Source organism: Rhizobium sp. TAL182 (assembly GCF_002117725.1).
Taxonomy (GTDB): domain Bacteria; phylum Pseudomonadota; class Alphaproteobacteria; order Rhizobiales; family Rhizobiaceae; genus Rhizobium; species Rhizobium esperanzae.
Window position 1 is genome coordinate 3,578,739 of record NZ_CP021024.1, and the last position, 20,005, is coordinate 3,598,743.

At 60.2% G+C, this 20,005-nt stretch carries 19 protein-coding genes; 8 read left to right on the plus strand and 11 right to left on the minus strand.

Annotation, left to right across the window (positions count from 1 at the left end; genetic code table 11):
• Positions 1-18: 18 nt before the first annotated feature.
• Positions 19-1,311, minus strand: coding sequence for an urea ABC transporter substrate-binding protein (gene urtA, locus Tal182_RS18060; RefSeq protein ID WP_011426551.1), 1,293 nt, complete (start codon positions 1,309-1,311; stop codon positions 19-21).
• Between the two features lie 184 nt (positions 1,312-1,495).
• On the minus strand, positions 1,496-3,397 hold the full coding sequence (locus Tal182_RS18065) for a phosphatase PAP2 family protein (protein ID WP_085860308.1): 1,902 nt from the start codon (positions 3,395-3,397) through the stop codon (positions 1,496-1,498).
• A 177-nt stretch (positions 3,398-3,574) separates the two neighbouring features.
• Here Tal182_RS18065 and Tal182_RS18070 point away from each other — a divergent pair, with 177 nt between their 5' ends.
• Both Tal182_RS18070 and Tal182_RS18075 read left to right on the plus strand, forming a co-directional pair.
• Positions 3,575-6,958 carry an ATP-binding protein gene (locus Tal182_RS18070; RefSeq protein ID WP_085860309.1) on the plus strand — a complete coding sequence of 1,128 codons (3,384 nt, stop codon included), beginning with the start codon at positions 3,575-3,577 and terminating at the stop codon, positions 6,956-6,958.
• Complete coding sequence (locus Tal182_RS18075) at positions 6,951-7,868, plus strand: response regulator transcription factor (RefSeq protein WP_085860310.1); 918 nt, start codon at positions 6,951-6,953, stop codon at positions 7,866-7,868. Before Tal182_RS18070 ends, Tal182_RS18075 begins: the two co-directional genes overlap by 8 nt.
• 175 nt (positions 7,869-8,043) lie before the next feature.
• Here the strand turns inward: Tal182_RS18075 and Tal182_RS18080 are convergent, their stop codons facing one another.
• From Tal182_RS18080 to Tal182_RS18105, 6 genes are all read right to left on the minus strand, one after another.
• Positions 8,044-9,165: a branched-chain amino acid ABC transporter substrate-binding protein gene (locus tag Tal182_RS18080; protein WP_038690865.1), complete on the minus strand. Its 1,122-nt coding sequence runs from the start codon at positions 9,163-9,165 to the stop codon at positions 8,044-8,046.
• A 120-nt stretch (positions 9,166-9,285) separates the two neighbouring features.
• Positions 9,286-9,639, minus strand: coding sequence for a DUF6867 family protein (locus tag Tal182_RS18085; protein ID WP_064804534.1), 354 nt, complete (start codon positions 9,637-9,639; stop codon positions 9,286-9,288).
• Positions 9,640-9,657: 18 nt separating this feature from the next.
• The gene (locus tag Tal182_RS18090; RefSeq protein ID WP_170965895.1) at positions 9,658-10,401 is read right to left on the minus strand and encodes an ABC transporter ATP-binding protein; all 744 of its coding nucleotides are present in this window, start codon (positions 10,399-10,401) and stop codon (positions 9,658-9,660) included.
• The gene (locus Tal182_RS18095; RefSeq protein ID WP_064804536.1) at positions 10,401-11,276 is read right to left on the minus strand and encodes an ABC transporter ATP-binding protein; all 876 of its coding nucleotides are present in this window, start codon (positions 11,274-11,276) and stop codon (positions 10,401-10,403) included. The genes Tal182_RS18090 and Tal182_RS18095 overlap by 1 nt, the downstream gene beginning before the upstream one ends.
• Positions 11,276-12,667 carry a high-affinity branched-chain amino acid ABC transporter permease LivM gene (gene livM, locus Tal182_RS18100; protein ID WP_064804538.1) on the minus strand — a complete coding sequence of 464 codons (1,392 nt, stop codon included), beginning with the start codon at positions 12,665-12,667 and terminating at the stop codon, positions 11,276-11,278. The genes Tal182_RS18095 and livM overlap by 1 nt, the downstream gene beginning before the upstream one ends.
• Positions 12,668-12,671: 4 nt before the next feature.
• Entirely contained in the window at positions 12,672-13,574 is a 903-nt protein-coding gene (locus Tal182_RS18105; RefSeq protein ID WP_064811172.1) for a branched-chain amino acid ABC transporter permease LivH, read from the minus strand.
• A 535-nt stretch (positions 13,575-14,109) separates the two neighbouring features.
• Here Tal182_RS18105 and cysQ point away from each other — a divergent pair.
• Together cysQ and Tal182_RS18120 are read left to right on the plus strand one after the other, a co-directional pair.
• Positions 14,110-14,907, plus strand: coding sequence for a 3'(2'),5'-bisphosphate nucleotidase CysQ (gene cysQ / locus Tal182_RS18115; protein WP_085860311.1), 798 nt, complete (start codon positions 14,110-14,112; stop codon positions 14,905-14,907).
• Between the two features lie 586 nt (positions 14,908-15,493).
• The gene (locus Tal182_RS18120; protein WP_064804542.1) at positions 15,494-16,219 is read left to right on the plus strand and encodes a sugar transferase; all 726 of its coding nucleotides are present in this window, start codon (positions 15,494-15,496) and stop codon (positions 16,217-16,219) included.
• Between the two features lie 8 nt (positions 16,220-16,227).
• Here the strand turns inward: Tal182_RS18120 and Tal182_RS18125 are convergent, their stop codons facing one another.
• Complete coding sequence (locus Tal182_RS18125; protein WP_085860312.1) at positions 16,228-16,641, minus strand: helix-turn-helix transcriptional regulator; 414 nt, start codon at positions 16,639-16,641, stop codon at positions 16,228-16,230.
• Positions 16,642-16,696: 55 nt separating this feature from the next.
• On the opposite strand from Tal182_RS18125, the gene Tal182_RS18130 reads away from it, so the two are divergent.
• Both Tal182_RS18130 and Tal182_RS18135 read left to right on the plus strand, forming a co-directional pair.
• The gene (locus Tal182_RS18130; RefSeq protein WP_085860313.1) at positions 16,697-16,972 is read left to right on the plus strand and encodes a hypothetical protein; all 276 of its coding nucleotides are present in this window, start codon (positions 16,697-16,699) and stop codon (positions 16,970-16,972) included.
• Between the two features lie 37 nt (positions 16,973-17,009).
• A complete protein-coding gene (locus Tal182_RS18135) occupies positions 17,010-17,285 on the plus strand; it encodes a DUF1153 domain-containing protein (protein ID WP_007533628.1) in 276 nt (91 codons plus the stop codon).
• A gap of 20 nt (positions 17,286-17,305) precedes the next feature.
• Here the strand turns inward: Tal182_RS18135 and Tal182_RS18140 are convergent, their stop codons facing one another.
• Positions 17,306-17,773, minus strand: coding sequence for a paraquat-inducible protein A (locus Tal182_RS18140; RefSeq protein ID WP_064811176.1), 468 nt, complete (start codon positions 17,771-17,773; stop codon positions 17,306-17,308).
• Positions 17,774-17,908: 135 nt separating this feature from the next.
• Here Tal182_RS18140 and Tal182_RS18145 point away from each other — a divergent pair, with 135 nt between their 5' ends.
• Positions 17,909-18,187: a GNAT family N-acetyltransferase gene (locus tag Tal182_RS18145; RefSeq protein ID WP_064804549.1), complete on the plus strand. Its 279-nt coding sequence runs from the start codon at positions 17,909-17,911 to the stop codon at positions 18,185-18,187.
• 156 nt (positions 18,188-18,343) lie between these two features.
• Here the strand turns inward: Tal182_RS18145 and Tal182_RS18150 are convergent, their stop codons facing one another.
• Positions 18,344-18,697: a hypothetical protein gene (locus Tal182_RS18150; RefSeq protein WP_011426566.1), complete on the minus strand. Its 354-nt coding sequence runs from the start codon at positions 18,695-18,697 to the stop codon at positions 18,344-18,346.
• 437 nt (positions 18,698-19,134) lie between these two features.
• On the opposite strand from Tal182_RS18150, the gene ctrA reads away from it, so the two are divergent.
• Positions 19,135-19,836 carry a cell cycle two-component system response regulator CtrA gene (gene ctrA, locus Tal182_RS18155; RefSeq protein WP_007533606.1) on the plus strand — a complete coding sequence of 234 codons (702 nt, stop codon included), beginning with the start codon at positions 19,135-19,137 and terminating at the stop codon, positions 19,834-19,836.
• The last annotated feature ends 169 nt before the right edge of the window (positions 19,837-20,005 follow it).

Consider the following 20,005-nt stretch of genomic DNA (forward strand, 5'->3'; position numbering starts at 1 on the left):
TTCAACGGATGGGGTTCCTCAGGAGCCCTTGCCACCGCACTTACCCGTGGCAACGTTGAAGTTGCCGCAGGAGAGAGGCTTGCGCCAATCGGAGATCAGGTCCTTTGAGTCAGGCAGGTAGTCGGACCATTCGTCGCCGACGACGGCGGGCGTCTGCTGGACGATCTCGAACTGGCCGTCGGCCTGGATCTCACCGATCAGCACCGGCTTGGTGATGTGGTGGTTCGGCATGACGGTGGCATAGCCGCCGGAGAGGTTCGGAACGGTGACGCCGATAATGTTGTCGAGAACGGCATCGGTATTGGTGGTGCCGGCGGCCTGGACGGCCTTCACCCAGGCGTTGAAGCCGATATAGGCGGCTTCCATCGGGTCGTTGGTCACGCGCTTGTCGTTCTTGGTGAAGGCATGCCATTCCTTGATGAACTTCTTGTTGGCCGGGCTTTCCACGGACTCGAAGTAGTTCCAGGCGGCGAGATGGCCGACGAGCGGTTTGGTATCGAGACCGGCAAGCTCTTCTTCGCCGACCGAGAAGGCGACAACCGGAATGTCGGTCGCCTTGATGCCCTGGTTGCCGAGTTCCTTGTAGAAGGGAACGTTGGCGTCACCGTTGATGGTGGAGACGACGGCGGTCTTCTTGCCGGCCGAGCCGAATTCCTTGATCTTGGCGACTTCGGTCTGCCAGTCGGAGAAACCGAACGGCGTGTAGTTGACGAGAATATCTTCCTTCGGAATGCCCTTGGATTCGAGATAGGCTGCGAGGATCTTGTTGGTCGTACGGGGATAGACGTAGTCGGTGCCTTCGAGCACGAAGCGCTTCACGCCCTCGGTCTTCATGAGGTAGTCGACCGCCGGGATAGCCTGCTGGTTCGGGGCTGCACCCGTATAGAAGATGTTGCGCGAGGATTCTTCGCCTTCATACTGCACGGGATAGAAGAGCAGCGAGTTCAGCTCTTCGAAAACGGGCAGGACGGATTTGCGCGAGGACGACGTCCAGCAGCCGAAGACGGCGGCGACCTTGTCCTTTTCGATCAGCTCGCGCGCCTTTTCAGCAAAGAGCGGCCAGTCGGACGCCGGGTCGACGACGACGGCCTCGAGTTTCTTGCCGAGAAGACCGCCCTTCTTGTTCTGCTCGTCGATGAGCATCAGCATGGCGTCTTTCAGCGTGGTTTCGGAAATCGCCATCGTGCCGGAAAGCGAATGTAGCACGCCGACCTTGATCGTATCATCGGCCGCAGCCGCACCGCTGAAGGCAGCCGACGCCGCCATGACGGCACCGATCGCGGCACTCGTAATCGTGGATTTGAGATTCATATGGTTGATCCCCTCTCTTGTTCCGCAACAGGCCGGAAACGGAGTTAACTGTTGCCGAGGGGACTATCGGGTGCTGCAGCGCAAAAACACATACGCAAAATGACGTAGGCGCAGGGGGCAAACGGGCCGCCGGGAAACAAGGGCATCCCCGCAACCGGGGATGCCCTCCATCTGTGAACGGAAATCAGCCGTCGATCGTCAGCGTAACCGATGTCGGACCGTAGGAGAGGCTCGCCTTATGGCCGGAGATGGTGAACTTGCCGAAGCTGCCGGTGACGTTGCCCGCCTTCAGGATCTCGATCTTGGTTCCGGTCGTCGGGGTGAAGCCATCGGCAAGCGTCACGTCGAGATCGCCGGCGAGCTCCGCCTTGCCGTTGACCACAAGGGTGCCGGCGCCGTCCGCGCCGAGTGCAAGCTTCGCCACAGCATTGGTCTGCCGATAATCGCCCCCCACGATCAGCGGCTTGTCGGCCGCCACCACGAGCGAACCGCCGTTCACCGTCAGCCCGCCGGTGCCGAAAGCCGAAGACGAACCGGCGACCAGCACGCCTTCTTCCAGGACGGTGCCGCCCGCATAGCTGTTGGCGCCGGACAGGCCGAGGATGCCGCTGCCGCTTTTCATCAGCCTGCCCTTGCCGCCGATGTCGTTGCGCCAGGTGTCGATTGCACTGAAGCCGCCCTTGGCCGCATCCATCGTTACGGTCACGTCCTGGTCGAATGCACCATAACCGTCGGCGGCAGCAAACAGGTTGAGACGGCCGTAACCTTCCGCGTCGTCGAGGAGCGGATAGCCGGAAGCGATTTCCGTCGTCTTCAGAACCTCGCGGCGCTGTTCGTCGTTAAGATAAGGCAGACGCGTTTCGAGCAGCGCTTCGGCGCCTTGCGGCACGCGCGCCGGCTGGTCGGTCGCATGGATGGTCGGCAGGCCGTAGCTCAGGCGCTGTAGCACGTAAGCGCGATTGGCTTCATGATCGGCGAAACGGTCCAGCGAAAGCGGCGCCGCATGGGCGACGACGTCGAGCGCACCTGCATCTGCAACGCCTGATTTGCCGATGAGCCACGATTGTGCCTGGGCGTAAGCGTCGCTCTTCAGCGCAGCATTGTCGGCCTTGTTCAGATTGTAGACGACCGTCGCGGTGCCGAGCATGCGGCCGCCCATCACGTCGAGCGGAGAATGCATGCCGGAAAGGATGCGATCCTCGCCCAGTTCGCTGGCGCGTGTGATCATTTCCTGAAAGCGCTGCGGTACGAGATAGGCCATGGCGAGCGCATCCCGCCAGGCTTCCGCCGTATGCCCGCTCGGGAAACCGCCATCCTCGACCGGCTTCCCGCTCTTTGCGGGCACCAGGGTCGGGACAACCGACACGTCCTGGCTCCAGCGGTAGGGGCGGCCATATTTGAAATAGCGCTTGGCGGGTTCCGTCGAGCCGTCAGCGCTTGCGGCGTTGATGAAGTCGATCGCAAGCCCCATGTCCGGGTTGGCGTCGGTCTTGTTTTCGGTATCCGGCTTGCTGCCGGCGCCGCGATTGTTGCCCTTGTCGTCATATTTGACCGTCGTCGCGTCGGCCGCCACCTCGGTGATGGTGGTGGTCTGCTTGGAGCCGGCCTTCCAGGCATCCGTCAGCGGTCCAAGGCCGTCGACGATGCTGGCATTCTTGCCGCGCCGGTCGTCGAGATAGGCGGCAACCGCCTGCTCGGCCGTCCGCGCCTTGGTCACCTTGACGGCATAGGCAATATTGGCGTCATGGACGAGCTTGTTGACGATCTGGCCGTCGGTTTTGCTGAAGGGAATGCCGTCCCAATCCGTCTTGGCGACCGCCGGGCAATTGTCCTTGGCCGGCGCTTCGACGCCCGCGTCGACAAAAGGCGTGCGCGGGGTCCAGACTTCCAGAAAGCCGGAGAGAAGGTGCACGGCGGCATTAGTGTCCACCGTCGAGAAGCAGGCGTCACCGCGCTTGTTGGTGTTTCCGGTCTCGACGTAAGGCGCTTTTGCCGTCGTGGCCTGCTCGGCGTCAGCAAGCGACGGCACGATCGAAACGAGGCAGACGAGAGCGGGGCTCAGGCGGAAAAGGCTTGAAACAGACATGGATGTTACCTGAAATGGTTGAAGGAACGCCGGGAGAGTTAGAGAGCTCGTGTGACAGAGCGGCTTCAAAAATATGGCAGTTCAGTGAATCTGCCAGTGCTACGCCCTTGCCTTTCTCACCCATCCCGCCAAAACTGTTCCGAGACGATAGGCCAACCGGAATGCCGGAAGGAAGACATGGCAGCGCGCCAACGCATCATTCCGGTAAGACGCGAATATAATCGCTGGGTCGCCAACCAGACGCTGGAAGACTACGCGCTGCGCTTTACCGCAAAGAGCGCCCGCCACTTCTCCTCCCAGCGCATCGCACAGACGGCGATCGGCGCGATCTCCTTCCTGGCGCTCGAGGCGATCGGCGGCGCCATCACCCTCTCCTACGGCACCACCAACGCCTTCTACGCCATCATCGTCGCTTCGCTCGCCATGCTGGCGATCGGTCTGCCGATCAGCCGATACGCCGTCCGTCACGGCGTCGATATCGATCTGCTGACGCGCGGCGCCGGTTTCGGGTACATCGGCTCGACCATCACCTCGCTGATCTATGCGAGCTTCACCTTCATGCTGTTTGCGATCGAGGCCTCGATCATGTCCGGCGCGTTGGAACTGGCGCTCGGCATTCCCCTCTGGATCGGTTATATCGTCAGCGCCGTCATGGTGATCCCGCTGGTGACGCACGGCGTGCGGCTGATCAGCAAGTTCCAGCTGATGACCCAGCCCTTCTGGATCGTGCTGAATATCCTGCCCTTCCTCTTCATCGCCTTCATGGACTGGGAGAAATTCGATCTCTGGCGCGCCTTTGCCGGCATCCGCCATGTCGCAGGCCCGCCCGGCACCGTCGCCGATTTCGATCTGGTGGAGTTCGGCGCCGCTTCCGCCGTCATCCTCGCCCTGATGTCGCAGATCGGCGAACAGGCCGACTTCCTGCGCTTCCTGCCGCCGGAACCGCGGCGCAAGTGGCGCCATCGCCTCGCCGTCTTCCTTGCCGGACCCGGCTGGGTTGTCATTGGCGCACCGAAGCTGCTTGCCGGGTCCTTCTTGGTCGTGCTGACGTTGGCCTCGGGCGTGCCGGTCGATCGCGCCGCCGACCCGGCGCAGATGTATCTGACCGCCTTCGGCTATATGATCCCCTGGCATAATGCCGCGCTGTTGCTGATGGCGGCCTTCGTCGTCGTCTCACAGTTGAAGATCAACGTGATGAACGCCTATGCCGGCTCGCTCGCCTGGTCGAACTTCTTCTCACGGTTGACCCACAGCCATCCGGGCCGCGTCATCTGGCTGGTCTTCAACGTCGCGATCGCCCTTTTGCTGATGGAACTCGGCATCTACCGGCTGCTGGAGGAGACGCTCGGCATCTTCTCGATCGTCGCCATGGCCTGGCTCTGCACGATCTTCGCCGATCTCTTCATCAACAAGCCGCTGGGGCTCGCTCCCCCCGGCATCGAGTTCAAGCGTGCTCACCTCTACGACATCAATCCGGTCGGCCTCGGCGCCATGGCGCTGTCGGCAACGGTGTCGCTAATCGCTCATTTCGGCGCCTTCGGCCCGCTCGCCGCCTCGCTTGCCCCCTATATCAGCCTCGTCGTCGCGCTCATCGCCTCGCCGGCACTCGCCTGGGTGACGAAAGGCAAGTTCTATCTCGCCCGCAAGCCGCGCCAGAGCTGGAAGAACCTGACGAACATCACCTGCTCCGTCTGCGAGCACCCTTTCGAGCCGGAGGATATGGCATGGTGCCCGGCCTATGCCGCGCCGATCTGTTCGCTCTGCTGCTCGCTCGACAGCCGCTGCCACGACATGTGCAAGCCGGCCGCCCGTTTCAATGCGCAGGTCGGCACCGTCGCCAAGGTTCTGCTGCCGGAAACCGTTCTTGGCAAACTGACGACGCGCCTCGGCCGCTACGGCATCGCCGTCGTTCTGGCCTTGGCCGCCATCGGAGCGATCCTGGCGATGATCGCACATCAGGTCGCCGCCGCCTCCCCCGAGACGGCCGAGGTCGTCAATCGCACCATCCTGGTCGTCTTCTTCGTCTTTTCGGTGATATCGGGAGTCGTCTGCTGGTTCTACGTGCTCGCCCATGACAGCCGCGTCGTCGCCGAGGAGGAATCGTCGCGGCAGAACACCCTGCTGCTCAAGGAAATCGCCGCCCACAAGAAAACCGATGCCGCCCTGCAGAACGCCAAGGAGACGGCCGAGGCTGCCAACCGCGCCAAGAGCCGCTATGTCGTCGGCCTCAGCCATGAACTGCGCACACCGCTGAATGCCGTGCTCGGCTATGCCCAGATCCTCGAACGCGACGAAACGATCCCGGCGCCTCGCCAATCCTCGATCAAGGTCATCCGCCGCAGCGCCGAACATCTCTCGGGGCTGATCGACGGCCTGCTCGATATTTCGAAAATCGAGGCCGGCCGCCTCCAGGTTTATTCCAACGAGATCAACATCCAGGACTTCCTCGATCAGATCGTCGAGCTGTTTCGGCCGCAGGCGCAGGCAAAGGGGCTCACCTTTATCCATGATCGCTCGCCCGCGTTGCCGCAATTCGTCCGCACCGATGAAAAGCGCCTGCGCCAGATTCTCGTCAACCTGCTCTCCAATGCCATCAAATTCACCGACGAAGGCAGCGTCACCTTCGATGTCGCCTATCGCAGCCAGGTTGCGACCTTCACCGTCACCGATACCGGCCGCGGCATCGCCGAGAAGGACCTGACGCGCATCTACGAACCTTTCCAGCGGGGCGAGGCAGACAGCGTCCGGCCGATGCCGGGCCTCGGCCTCGGCCTCACCATCACCCGGCTTCTGACCAACACGCTTGGCGGCGAGATTGCGGTCTCGAGCGTCAAGGACGAAGGCTCGGCATTCCGTGTGCGGCTGATGCTGTCCGCCGTCATGCGCGCCGCCGCGCCGCCGCAGGAAAAACGCATCGTCGGTTACGACGGTCCGCGCCGCACCATCGTCGTCGTCGACGACAATGAGGATCACCGGGAGATGATGCGCGAAATCCTGGCGCCGCTCGATTTCATCGTGCTGACGGCGGCAGGCGGGGCCGAATGCCTGACGCTGATCGACGGCATCCTGCCCGATCTGTTCCTCGTCGATATATTGATGCCCGGCATGAGCGGCTGGCAGCTCGTCTCGCGTCTGCGTGAGGCTGGCCAGACAGCGCCGGTTGTGATGCTTTCGGCCAATATCGGCGATGCGACGGTTCTGAGCGACAGCGACGACAGCCACAATGATGCGATCGGCAAGCCCGTCGACATCCGCCGGCTGCGCGACAAGCTCGCCTTGCATCTTGGCCTGAACTGGGTCTATGCCGATGACGCCCCCGCCGCTCCTGCAAAGACCGCAGCGCCGATGCTGGGCCCGGGTGCAGCCCATGTGCAGGAATTGCTGCGGCTCGGCGAGATCGGTTACATCAGGGGCATCGAAGCCAAGCTTTCGGACCTTGCCCAGGTGGAGGCAAATCGGCCATTCACCGAGGCTCTTCGACCCTATGTGGCCGCCTTCGATCTGGCCGGCTACATGACCTTCCTGCACGACTTCGACGAAAAGGTGGAATCCATTGGCTGAGCCGGCCCTCCCTCGCGACATCGTTCTACTTGTCGACGACTCGCCCGAGGCGCTCGGTTTCCTCACAGACGCGCTCGAACAATCCGGCTTCTCCGTGCTGATCGCCACATCAGGCACGGCAGCGCTTGGCATCGTCGAGCGGATCACGCCCGATCTGATCCTGCTCGACGCCGTGATGCCCGCCATGGACGGCTTCGAGACCTGCCGAAGGCTGAAGGCGAATGCCACTGTAGCCCAGGTGCCGGTCATCTTCATGACCGGCCTGACGGAGACCGAGCATGTCGTGCACGCGCTGGAATCCGGCGGCGTCGATTACCTCACCAAGCCGATCAACATCGATGAACTGCGCGCCCGCATCCGCGTCCATCTGCGCAATGCCCGCTCGGCCCAGAGCGCCCGCGTTGCGCTCGACGCTGCCGGCCGCCATCTGCTGGCGGTCAAGGGCGATGGCGCGATCCAATGGTCGACGCCGCAGGCGACCCGGTTGGTCAATGCCGCCATGGGCAGTGATGACGGCATGGAGATCGTCGTCCGCCATATCGCCGGCTGGATGCGTGACCGCGTGGCAGCAGTGCGCGACGGCATCATCTCAATCACCCATGCCGGCCAGGCGGCGCTGCAGCTTGCCTTCCTCGGCGCGATTGGCCCGGATGAATATCTCTTCCGCCTCACCGCCGCCAGCCAGCGCAGCGACGACGAGATGCTGCGCCAGCGTTTTTCGCTCACCCAACGAGAATCCGAAGTGCTGCTCTGGATTGCCAAGGGCAAGGCCAACCGTGACATCGGCGAAATACTGGGTTTGTCGGCACGCACCGTGAATAAACACCTCGAACAGATCTATGTGAAACGCGGCGTCGAAAACCGCGCGTCGGCGGCCGTGAAGGCGACGCATGTTCTGCATGAGATGTGAGGGATATTGAAACGCGCCGCCCCGCACGATGTCGGCTGCAAGCTTTCGAATAACCCCGGTCCGGCACGCCCCTCGCCTCGAAAAGGCGCACCACGATTGAGATGTCCCGAAAATGAAAGAAGCCCGGCCGGAACCGGGCTTCGATCAGATCATGTTATCGACAGGCAAGCGAAGCTTACATGCCCTGCGGGACATAGGTGTACTTGCCGTCCGCGCCCTTCTTCCATTCGTACATGATGTAGCCAGGAATCTTTGGATCGCCCTTTTCGTCGAACGAAATGTCGCCGAGAACCGTCGGGAACGGGCCCTTTTCCTTCATGGCCGTGGCAACGGCTTCAGGATCCACCGAACCGGCAGCCTTGGCAGCACCGGCGATCGCCTGCATCGCAGCGTAGGAGTAGAGCGTATAGGCTTCCGGGTTGAAACCGGCGGCCTTGAACTTTTCGACGAGCTCCTTGTTCGCCGGGTTCAATGTCGGATCGGGGCCGAAGGTGTTCAGGGTACCGGCGACAGCGTCACCGGCGATCGAGGCCAGTTCGTTCGAAACGATACCGTCACCAGAAACCAGCGTGGCCTTCAGGCCCTGGTCTGCGGCCTGACGGATGATGAGACCGGCTTCGGTGTGCAGACCGCCCCAATAGATAATCGAGACGCCGGCTTCCTTCATCTTGGCGATGAGGGCCGAGAAGTCCTTGTCGCCGACATTGATGCCTTCGTACATGACTTCCGTGACACCAGCGGCATTCATGGCCTTCTTGGTTTCGTCGGCAAGGCCCTGACCGTAGGGGGTCTTGTCATGAACGACGGCGATCTTGGCGTCCTTGAAGTGGTCGGCAAGATACTTGCCGGCGATGGCGCCCTGCTGGTCGTCACGGCCGCAGGTGCGGAACGTGTTCCAGAGGCCGCGCTCGGTGAACTTCGGGTTGGTAGCGGCCGGGGTGATTTCGAGAATGCCGTTTTCGGCATAAACTTCCGAAGCCGGGATCGAAACACCCGAGTTGAAGTGGCCGATGACGAACTTGACGCCGTCGGCAACAAACTTGTTGGCGACCGAGATGCCCTGCTTCGGGTCGGAAACGTCGTCGCCGAGTTCGATCTTGATCTGCTCGCCGTTGATGCCGCCAGCAGCATTGATGTCGGCGGCTGCCTGCTCGGCACCCTTCTGAAGCTGAGCGCCGAAAGCGGCGTTCGGGCCGGTCAGCGGACCAGCGACAGCGATGAGGACGTCGGCCCAAGCGTTGCCGCTGAAGGCGACCATCGCCGTCAGAGCCACTGCCGACAGAAGAGACTTCTTCATATTGTTACTCCCAATTTTTGGGCGGGTTCCGGTCCAAGGCCCGGCGCATTACCCACCATTGACTGCGCCAGGAAAGCTGTTCCACTCTGAAGGCAATTCATGCCTAGTTTCAACGGACTGTCAATGTTTGTCCTTCCACGAAAACGCGGAAGTTTTTTCGTACAGCCAGTAATAGTTGTTGACCATCTGATTGGTACGGCGAAAGCGGTAGCCGGCCGTCGAGAAGACTAGCAAGGTCACGAAGTCGATGCCATAGAAGAGACCGCTGAGCATCGGTCCATTGAACAGGGCATGGTGTAGAAACTGCATCGCCCAGGCCAGGAGGAAGGTGTAGACGACGGCGAGCGGATAATTGTTCCAGCCGTCAGCCACCGCCTTGCCGGCTCGCCAAGCCGTCCAAAAGCCGATCAGTACGACGAGGGCGCGAATGACAAGCCGGACGCCGTCGTCGCTTTCGAAGAAAAGTCCCTGCATGTCAAACTCTCCCTTCGACTAATGTCTTCCGCCTTCGAGATAGGCGGCGCGGACTTCCGGGTTTGCAAGCAGTTCCTTGCCGGAGCCGCTCATCGTCACCTTGCCGTTCACCATCACATAAGCGCGGTGCGAAAGTCTCAGCGCCGCGAATGCATTCTGCTCGACGAGGAACACGGTGAGGCCTTCCTGCTCATTGAGCTTTCGGATCGCTTCGAAAATCCCCTTGACGATCAGCGGCGCCAGGCCGAGCGAAGGTTCGTCGAGCAGCAGCAGCTTCGGGCGCGCCATCAGCGCGCGGCCGATCGACAGCATCTGCTGCTCGCCGCCCGAAAGCGTGCCGCCGCGCTGGGCGTGACGTTCCTTAAGACGCGGGAAGAGCGTGAAGATCTTCTCGACGTCCTCGGCGAAAAATTTGAGATTGTCGAGACCCGCGCCCATCTGGAGGTTTTCCATGACCGTCATGCGCGGGAAGATGCGGCGCCCTTCCGGCGACTGCGCGATGCGCAGGCGTGCGATTTCATGGGTCGGCATACGAGTGATCTCGCGACCCTCGAAGACAACCGAGCCCTTACGGGCCTGGGGGCTGCCGCAGATCGTCATCATCAGCGTCGACTTGCCGGCGCCATTGGCGCCGATCAGACTGACGATCTCGCCCTTGTTGACCGCGACATCGATGCCGGCCAGCGCGCGGATATTGCCGTAGTAGGTTTCGACGCCATTCACCTGAAGGAGCGGTTGACCCGTCATGACTGCATCGCCCATCAGTTTGCGCCTCCTTCGAGCTGCTCGACGGTTGCAATCACCTCTTCCACTTCCTCATCCTCGACGCCGAGATAGGCCGCAATGACCTTCGGATCGTGCTTCACATGGTCCGGCGTGCCATCGGAAATCTTCTGGCCATATTCCAGGACGACGACGTGATCGGAGATTTCCATAACCACAGACATGTCATGCTCGATGAGAAGAATGGAGGTTCCGGTATCGGCGCGAATGCCCTGCAGCAGCTCGTTGAGCTTAGCAGATTCGCGTGGGTTGAGGCCCGCGGCCGGCTCGTCCAGGCAGAGCAATTCCGGGCCTGTGCACATTGCGCGCGCGATCTCGAGACGGCGCTGGGCGCCGTAAGGCAGATCGCCTGCCGGATCGTCGGCACGCTCGATCAGATCGGCCTTTTCAAGCCAATGACGCGCCAACTCGACGGCGGCTGCGGCTTCTCGCCTATAAGGGCCGATGCCGATGAGGCCGAGAATGGTATAACCCGACGCCTGCATCAGCTTGTTGTGCTGGGCAACGAGCAGATTTTCCAGAACCGTCAGGCCGGAAAACAGCCGGATGTTCTGGAATGTGCGCGCCACCTTGGCTTCCTTGGTAATGCGAAAGTCCGGGAGACGCTCCAGCAGGTACTGCTTGCCGCTTCTCTGATTAAGCGTGATCATCCCCATCGTCGGCTTGTAGAAGCCGGTGATGCAGTTGAAGACGGTGGTCTTGCCGGCGCCGTTCGGACCGATTAACGCGGTGATGTCGCCGCGCTTGGCCTCGAAGGAGAAGTCGTTAATGGCCATCAGGCCGCCGAACTTCATCGAGAGGTGCTCGACCTTAAGAAGCGTGTCGCTCGACATCGTATTGGTGACGGGGCTCATCAACCGTGGCCCTCCTTGGTGAAGCTTCCGGATACGGCCTTGCGTGTCTTGAGGAAGGCGGTTGGTTCACGCGATCCGACGAAACCGCGCGGTTTGAACAGCATGACGACGACCATGGCGAGACCGAAGAGCAGCATGCGGTAGAGTTCCGGCGTGAAGTCGGGCCCGAAGACTGCTTTCAGGAAATCCATTTCGCGCAACGCTTCGGTACCGCCTACCATGACGATCGCGGCGATCGCAATGCCGGTCAGCGAGCCCATGCCGCCGAGAACGACGATGGCGAGAACGACGGCCGATTCCAGGAAGATGAAGGATTCGGGCGAGACGAAGCCCTGGCGAGCGGCAAAGAACGAGCCCGCGAAGCCACCGAACATGGCTCCCGTCGCGAACGCCGTCAGCTTGGTCGTCACCGTGTTGATGCCGAGCGAACGGCAAGCGATCTCGTCTTCACGCAGCGCTTCCCAAGCACGCCCGATTGGCATGCGCCGCAGGCGGATGGTGACGTAGGCCGTCAGCATGCACAGCGCCAGAATCAGGTAGAAGAGGAAAATCTTGTAGTAGGCGGAAGACATCGGCAGGTGAAAGAGCTTGGCAAAGCCGCCGGCCGTCGCATCGAAGGGAATGCCGAAGAGGGTCGCCTTCGGAATGCTCGAGATGCCGAAGGTTCCCTTGGTCACGTCGGTCCAGTTGATCAGGACGAGACGGATGATCTCACCGAAGGCGAGCGTGACGATGGCGAGATAGTCGCCGCGCAGACGCAGCACCGGGAAGCCGAGAATGACGCCCCAGAGCGCCGCCAAGGTGCCGGAAAGCGGCAGCAGCACCCAGAAGGACAGGCCGAAATAGCTCGACAGCAGCGCGTAGGAATAGGCGCCGACCGCATAGAAGGCGACGTAACCGAGATCGAGCAGGCCGGCGAGACCGACGACGATGTTCAGCCCCCAGGCGAGCATCACGTAGATCAGGATCTGGATGCCGAAATTGTCGACCCATTTCAGCGAGCCCTGAGCACCGACGAGCGCCACGATCACGACAGGATAGAGCACCAGCGCGAGCAGCGCGAACTTCAGGAAATGGCGATGGAAGAAGTTCTTCTCGGTCGAGATGTCGAGATCGCCTTCCCGTGCCTTCCTAAGCTTGCGGCGGTCGATGTTCGGCTTGATGAAAACGACCATCGCGAAACGGCCGATCGCGGCGATAGCGACAAAGATCGCCAGCAGTCCCCAGCGCTGAACGATGATCAGCTCGTTGTTGATGTTCTGATCGGTTTTCAGGCCGACATAGAGAACGAACATGCCGAGGGAGAGAACGGCGGCGAAAAGGGCTTCGATAAGACCTTTGCGGACAAGTCCGGCATCGGGCTTGCCTGCAGAATTCTCGATGTTTGCCATGACGTTATACCTTCTCGACTTCCGGCCGTCCGAGGATGCCCGTCGGCTTGAAGATCAGCACGAAAGCGAGGATGGCGAAGGTCGCCACATCCTTGTACGCGATGGTGAAATAGGCCGACCACAGCGATTCGATCAGGCCGATCATCAGCCCGCCGAGAACGGCGCCCGGCAGCGAGCCGATGCCGCCGAGAACGGCTGCGGTAAATGCCTTCACGCCCGGCGTGAAACCATCGGCGAACGACGCAACACCATAATACATCAGATACATCGTGCCGGCGACGGCAGCCAGCGCCGCCCCCATGACGAAGGTGATCGAGATCGTCTGGTCGACGTTGACCCCGAGCAGCGCTGCCATCTTGCGATCCTGCTCCGTGGCGCGCTGGGCGCGGCCAAGCGCGGTATGATTGACGATATACCAGAAAACCGTCAGCAGCACCGCCGTGATCAGGATGATGATGATCTGCTTCAGCGACACCGAGATGTTGCCGAACTGGTAAACCGAGCTCACCATCGGCGGGATCGGCTTGTTGCGCGGCCCCTGCGTCACCTGGATGAAGTTCGACAGCACGATCGACATGCCGATCGCGGTGATCAACGGTGCAAGGCGGAAGGATCCGCGCAGCGGACGGTAGGCGACACGCTCGATCGTCCAATTCCACAAACTCGTCATCAGCATCGCGACGACAAGCATCGCCAGCAGCAAAATTGCCACCGGGAGACCTGCGAAGATGGATGTGAGGACGAGAAAGACGATAAGAGCGGCGAAACCACCGAGCATGAAGATGTCGCCATGGGCGAAATTGATCATGCCGATAATGCCATAAACCATCGTATAGCCGATAGCCACGAGGCCATAGATGGATCCGAGCGTCAGCCCATTGAAGAGCTGCTGGACGAAATACTCCATATGTCGTTTTCCCCTGGATGCGAGCCGAAGATGCTGCATCTCTTTTTGGTTATTCGGCTCCCCGTTCAAGGAACCTCATAGGCCGCATGCATAGCGGTTTCGTTGAAAATGTGAAGACAAAAAGGATTTACTCCAGCAGATTCTTGTTCGAACAGGCCTAATTGGCGCATTTTAAACCAAAATCCACAGAAAATCGGCAAAGACCGACCCATTTTTAGCCAAAACCTGCTGCCGGGTTAACCATCCGGCAAGCGCGCCTTCGATTTGGTGTGTCGCTTTCCGCGTAAGCTATTCCACAAGGCTGGAAGAAAGCGCAAATTCAACCCTTGAGCCCGTAGTTTTTGCGAATGGTATTTCACAGGTAAATGCCGCCATCCCTCGCCTGACAGCTGCGGGAACTTATGGTAGCATCTTCAATCTGCGTTATCGGGGGTGCGGGGCGCGGCGAGAACCACCATATCGATATCTGGTGCGACAGGGATGGTTGACGACGAGCGACAGCGGGCGCTCGCGTGCGGCGAACGGCAAAAGGACAATGCTGACGACATTTGAAAAGGCGGCGCTCGAAGCCGGCAAGGCCATCATCGCGGTTTTGCGCGAAGGCTTTCCCGTCGCCATGAAGGCGGACGCAAGCCCGGTTACGGTTGCCGACGAGAAGGCCGAACGCATCATCCTCGCCCATCTGTCCAGGGATTATCCCGATATACCCGTCGTGGCGGAAGAGTCGGTTGCCGCTGGAAACGTGCCCGACATCAGCGGCCGGGGCTTCTTCCTGGTCGACCCCCTCGACGGCACCCGTGAATTCGTCGACGGACGGCAGGAATTCACCGTCAACATCGCCTATATCGAGAACGGCGCCCCGGTCGCCGGGATCGTCTATGCGCCGGCGCTCGGGCTCGCCTTCTCAGGGGAACGCGGCCGTGCCGAAAGGCTCGACGTCACCGAGGACTTCACCATCGGGGCGCGCACCGCAATTGCCGTGCGCGAGCAGCCGGACGATCGGCTTGCACTTGCAAGCCTTCGTCACAACAGCCCGGAGACGGGAACCTTCCTCGCCGATCACGCGATCTCCAAATGCACCAATATCGGCTCCTCGCTGAAATTCTGCCTGCTGGCGGAAGGCAAGGCCGACGTCTATCCACGCTTCACCCGCACGATGGAGTGGGACACCGCGGCCGGCGATGCGGTGCTGCGCGCCGCCGGGGGATCGACGGTGACGCTCGACGGGGCGCTGCTGACCTATGGCAAGACGGGGACAGCGGCCGATTTCGACTTTGCCAACCCGAAGTTCATCTCCTGGGGCGGCAGGAAACGCGTCCTCGAACCGGCGTGACCGTCCGCGGGCATTCGCAAATGCCGTGATAGCGCGATCCCGCTCATTATGATGTTCTGCGCCTGCCGCGGCATGCCCTGCCGCGTTCGAGCCGCACAGCAGACCCTCGCAGAAACCGGCAGGTGATTTGGCCGAGGTGGTCGCGTGATGGCCTGGCCTAACTCTCTATCTCTCACAGTTTTGAGCGCTGTCGATTCGGCCTTGATTTTGTCATATTCTGACACATTTTGAGAACGGCCCAACATATCCGGCAAAAAAATTCACGTCGGAATTCGTTAAAAATGCCGTCTGCCAACCGTCGGTCGCGTGTCGAAACAACACGAGGACAGCCCCATGGAAGCCTTCGCCAAAGGCCTAAAAACCTTGATGAAATTGCAATTCTTAACGAAATATCATGAGCTTGCCTCAACTTAACGCAAGTGCGAAAGATTTGTTGCGATGCGATATTTCTCTGGACACCATTACACAATTGTCGCATTTTTCCGTTTTAGTAGGGTTACCAACACCTGAGTGCAGCCCTGGTCACAGGGCAAACCATTGATCGCCTATTGCCGCCGCGCCCCTCGAAGACAACAGAGTACGATCCTTGAGCATCACGGAATTAAACAACACCATTTCGACTGATTCCTTCCGGCCGAGCCGCCGCCAGCAGCCGAGCCTGAAGATTCAAACCCCTGTCATCCATAGCGATGCCTCCCAGGTGCCGTTGGTGGATCTAGCCCTGAAGCGGGCGTTCGACATAGTTTCGTCGTTGAGCGCCCTCCTCGTCCTCGCCCCTTTCCTTCTCCTCGTCGCCCTGCTGATCAAGCTCGACAGCCCGGGACCGGTGCTGTTCAAGCAGACCCGTTGGGGTAAGAACTGCAAGGCCATCAAGGTCTACAAGTTCCGTTCCATGCGCACCGATCTTTGCGATGTCTCGGGCGTTGCCCAGACGGTGAAGAACGACCCCCGCATCACTCGTATCGGCGCTATTCTGCGCCGCACGAATATCGACGAGTTGCCACAGCTGTTGAACGTGCTGTTGGGCGACATGTCGGTCGTTGGTCCTCGCTGCCATGCAATCGGCATGCGCGCCGGCGGCATGCTCTATGAAGAGCTCGTGCCTGAATATCATCAGCGCCACGCGATGCGCCCCGGCATGACCGGTCTTGCCCAGATGCGTGGCCTGCGCGGTCCGACAGATCGTCCCGCCAAGGCGCGCGCCCGCATCGCTTGTGATCTTTATTATGTCGGGAATTTCTCGATCTTGATGGACATGCGCATCATCGTCGGGACCGTCGTCTCAGAAGTGACCGGCGGAAAAGGCTTTTAAAGAGCGGTTCAGCTTTCCACGGAAGCGCAGAACCGCTCTAACCTTTTGTATTTATGCAATTCCCGGCAAAAGCGCTTCGCGCTTTGCCTGGGAAAAGCGCTTCGCGCTTTTCCTGGAATTGCTCTAGGCTTTTTATGAGAAGGACCGGCTGCCTCACGGCGGCCGGTGCCGTTCTGGCGACCCTGCGTGCGGTTGACTGTATATGGCTTGGACATCGCGCTCTTCAGATAACCATCGACCACATGCGACGAGAGATCGAGAATAATCGCGATCTCATCGCTGCTCTTGCGTTTCGCCGACAACGCAGCTTCGATCTGCCGCCGGCTAGACGTTTCCGGCGAGCCATCTTCGGGATTGCTGTTGCTTGAGAGCTGCTCCAGAAGCTCACGCAGCCACAGCGCATTGCCATAGAATGCTCCCATGCCGACATGGCTGCCCGAGTAGCGAAAATGTATTGTTTCAGGTCAGCGTCGTGCAATGCGGGGCGAAGCCGTTCTTCAGGCCGGGCACCTGGAAGAGCCTGTCGAGGCGGCAATTTTCCTGATCGGCCGCACCTTCCGCAATCGATCCCTCCTCGCAGAAGATCGGCGAACCGTCCGCTTCGTCGCCGTCACCGGTGCCATAGAAGCGATCGACGTGCTCGTGAGTGCCGGCGGGATTTTACCTGGCTCGTTCACCGGCCGCTCCAGGCATCTAAATTTGTTATCAAAGTCTTACGTTGGGCTTAGGCAATTTTTAAATGTGGCAAGCTAGAGTGGCGCTCGTGGTCTTGCGTTGTGTAGAGAGTCCAATGACCGAAATGATACGTCCCCGAGTGAAATATGTCATCGGCCCCGATGGCAGCCCCCTGACCATCGCGGACCTTCCGCCGCCCAATACGCGGCGCTGGGTGATCCGCCGCAAGGCAGAGGTTGTCGCGGCTGTTCGCGGTGGCCTGTTGAGCTTGGAAGAGGCCTGCGAGCGTTACACGCTCACGGTCGAAGAATTCCTTTCCTGGCAGTCGTCGATCAACAGCCACGGCCTCGCCGGACTGCGCACCACGCGCATCCAGCAATATCGCCACTGATCGCACGCCATCGTCGCCATTTATTTCGGGCCGGACGCATCTCCCATCAGGGAATGAAGAAGGCCCGAAATTATTGACGAGGCGGCGTAGCACCAGAGGCCGGGCTGCGTGAAGGCATCCGCCAACCCCGTTGTCTTCGCCGCAGCAATGACGATCGCGACCAGCAGCACGTCCATCATTGACCACTTGGACAGATGCGGCACGACGCGACGATAGAACAGGCTCCCGGCCCCGCTGCCGGCAGCCGTCGCTTCCGCCGCAATCCCGATCATCTTCAGAAACGGAAGCACGATCGAGACCAGCGCGACGATCGCCGCCAGCAGCCCGTCTCCGCCTTGCCAGAGCGAGACGACGATGTCGATGAGCGACGGGGTCTGATCGAAGAAATACAGCGTCTCGAAACGGACCAGCGGCAAGATCAGGCCGAGCGCCAGGAGGAACGGCGCTGCCACGAAAAGCGCGGGGCGGACGATCGAAAGCGCGCTCATTGCCCCAAACCTCGCGCCGATCCGACATTTTTCATGAACACTGCGTCTCCCTGAGGAACTGTTCCGCCGGCTTGGCACGACCGCGCCACCGTGTCACCGTCGGCTGCGATAAATATCTGTGTACGAGGAAAGACGATGGATATTCGAAATGAGGAAGGCGCATCCGGCGGCCGTTATGCCGTGGACGTCGAGGGGCACGAGGCGGAGATGACCTATTCGCGCACCTCGCCGAAGCTCGTCATCATCGATCACACGGCGGTTCCCGATGCCCTGCGCGGCAAGGGTGTCGGCCAGGCATTGGCGCTGCGCGCGGTGGAAGCGGCTCGCGCTGGCGGTTGGAAGATCATTCCGCTCTGCCCGTTCTTCAAGGCGCAGGCGCAACGTCATCCGGAATGGCAGGATGTCGTGAACTGATTCGCGACGCCTGAAGCGGTCGCCGCGTGGAGCGGTGGCGTGCGGACGCAAACGGCGGGAAACACCAAAAGCCATGTATGACGGACGGCACGCCCATCATACATGGCTTCTCTGTGGCAATTCCCGGGGCGCCGACGCCGGCGCCCGCATTTTCTCTCAGGCCCTGGCGGCGCGGGCGCCGCTGTCACGTTCCTCCAGCGCCGTCGCCCTTGCATATTCCGCCTGCATTTCCTCAAGCGCCAGTTCCAGCGCCTCTTCCTGCATCTTCAGTTCCTTGATCGAAACCTGCAGGTTGTCAGCCCGCTGACGCGCGGCCTTGGCGAAGGTCGGATAAGCAAAGTGATTCGGGTCGGATATACCGGACTTCTTTTCCTCGACGACGATCTGGCTCTCCAGATCCTTCGTCATCCGTTCGAATTCGGACATCATCATCTGCAATTGCTGCAATTGACGTCGTTTTTCGTTCACCTGAAACTCTTTCAGGCGAACGAGACTTTCTCGCGACTTCATACGCATTACTCCCGTGATGCGAGACCCCGGCTCAACTTGAAACCGCCCTGCGCGCCGCTTTGACACGGTTTGCTAAAAAAATTCCTGCGATATTAACAAAAACCTACCGCTGGTAACCTTTCGTTTACGGGCATCGTTAATGATAGACCCGATGATTTAAGGGTCGGTAAATGCCACGGCATGAAGTTCGAACCTTTTCATTGGCGAGTCGGATGAATCACTTAGTGCTGCTTCCTAATGTTAACGTTGAGGAACGCCTTTTTGAGATTCCTATTGGAAAACAGAGAAATGGAAAAATTATTTAATAAATTCGATACTCCTTGCCAGAGTGAATTAGAATTTGTTAACCATTTCGTGGCAGCTTCCAAATCACGTAGCTTGTTCGGGTAGCGTGTAGGGGGCCAGGCCACCTTTCGGCGGCGGTAAAGGGGATAATTATGCGGGTACTTCTCATCGAAGATGACAGCGCTACGGCGCAGAGCATCGAATTGATGCTCAAATCAGAGAGTTTTAATGTTTACACCACCGATCTCGGTGAAGAAGGCGTCGATCTGGGCAAGCTGTATGATTACGATATCATCCTTCTCGATCTGAACCTGCCCGACATGTCCGGATATGAAGTGCTCCGCACTCTCCGGCTGTCCAAGGTCAAGACACCGATCCTCATTCTGTCGGGCATGGCAGGCATCGAGGACAAGGTTCGCGGCCTCGGCTTCGGCGCCGACGACTACATGACCAAGCCGTTCCACAAGGATGAACTGGTCGCCCGCATTCACGCTATCGTTCGCCGCTCCAAGGGCCACGCCCAGTCAGTCATCATGACCGGCGAGTTGATCGTCAATCTCGACGCCAAGACCGTCGAAGTCGGCGGCCAGCGCGTCCACCTGACGGGCAAGGAATACCAGATGCTGGAGCTGCTTTCGCTCCGCAAGGGCACCACCCTCACCAAGGAAATGTTCCTGAACCACCTTTACGGCGGCATGGACGAGCCGGAACTGAAGATCATCGACGTCTTCATCTGCAAGCTGCGCAAGAAGCTGGCCAACGCCGCCGGCGGCGCCAACTACATCGAAACCGTCTGGGGCCGTGGTTACGTTCTTCGCGAGCCGGATGGCACCGAATATGCGGAAACCGCTTGATCTTCCGATCCCCCTTATCGGATGACGAAATCCCGCCCTTTCGGCGGGATTTTTCGTTTGTACTGCCGGCGCTGCCGCCGTTAAAGGGATCCCGGCTGATCTGGCCGAACAGGTTGATATCCCGGTCAGGGAAAAGCGCAGCGTCAGCCTGAGCCCGGCGGCGCTTTCG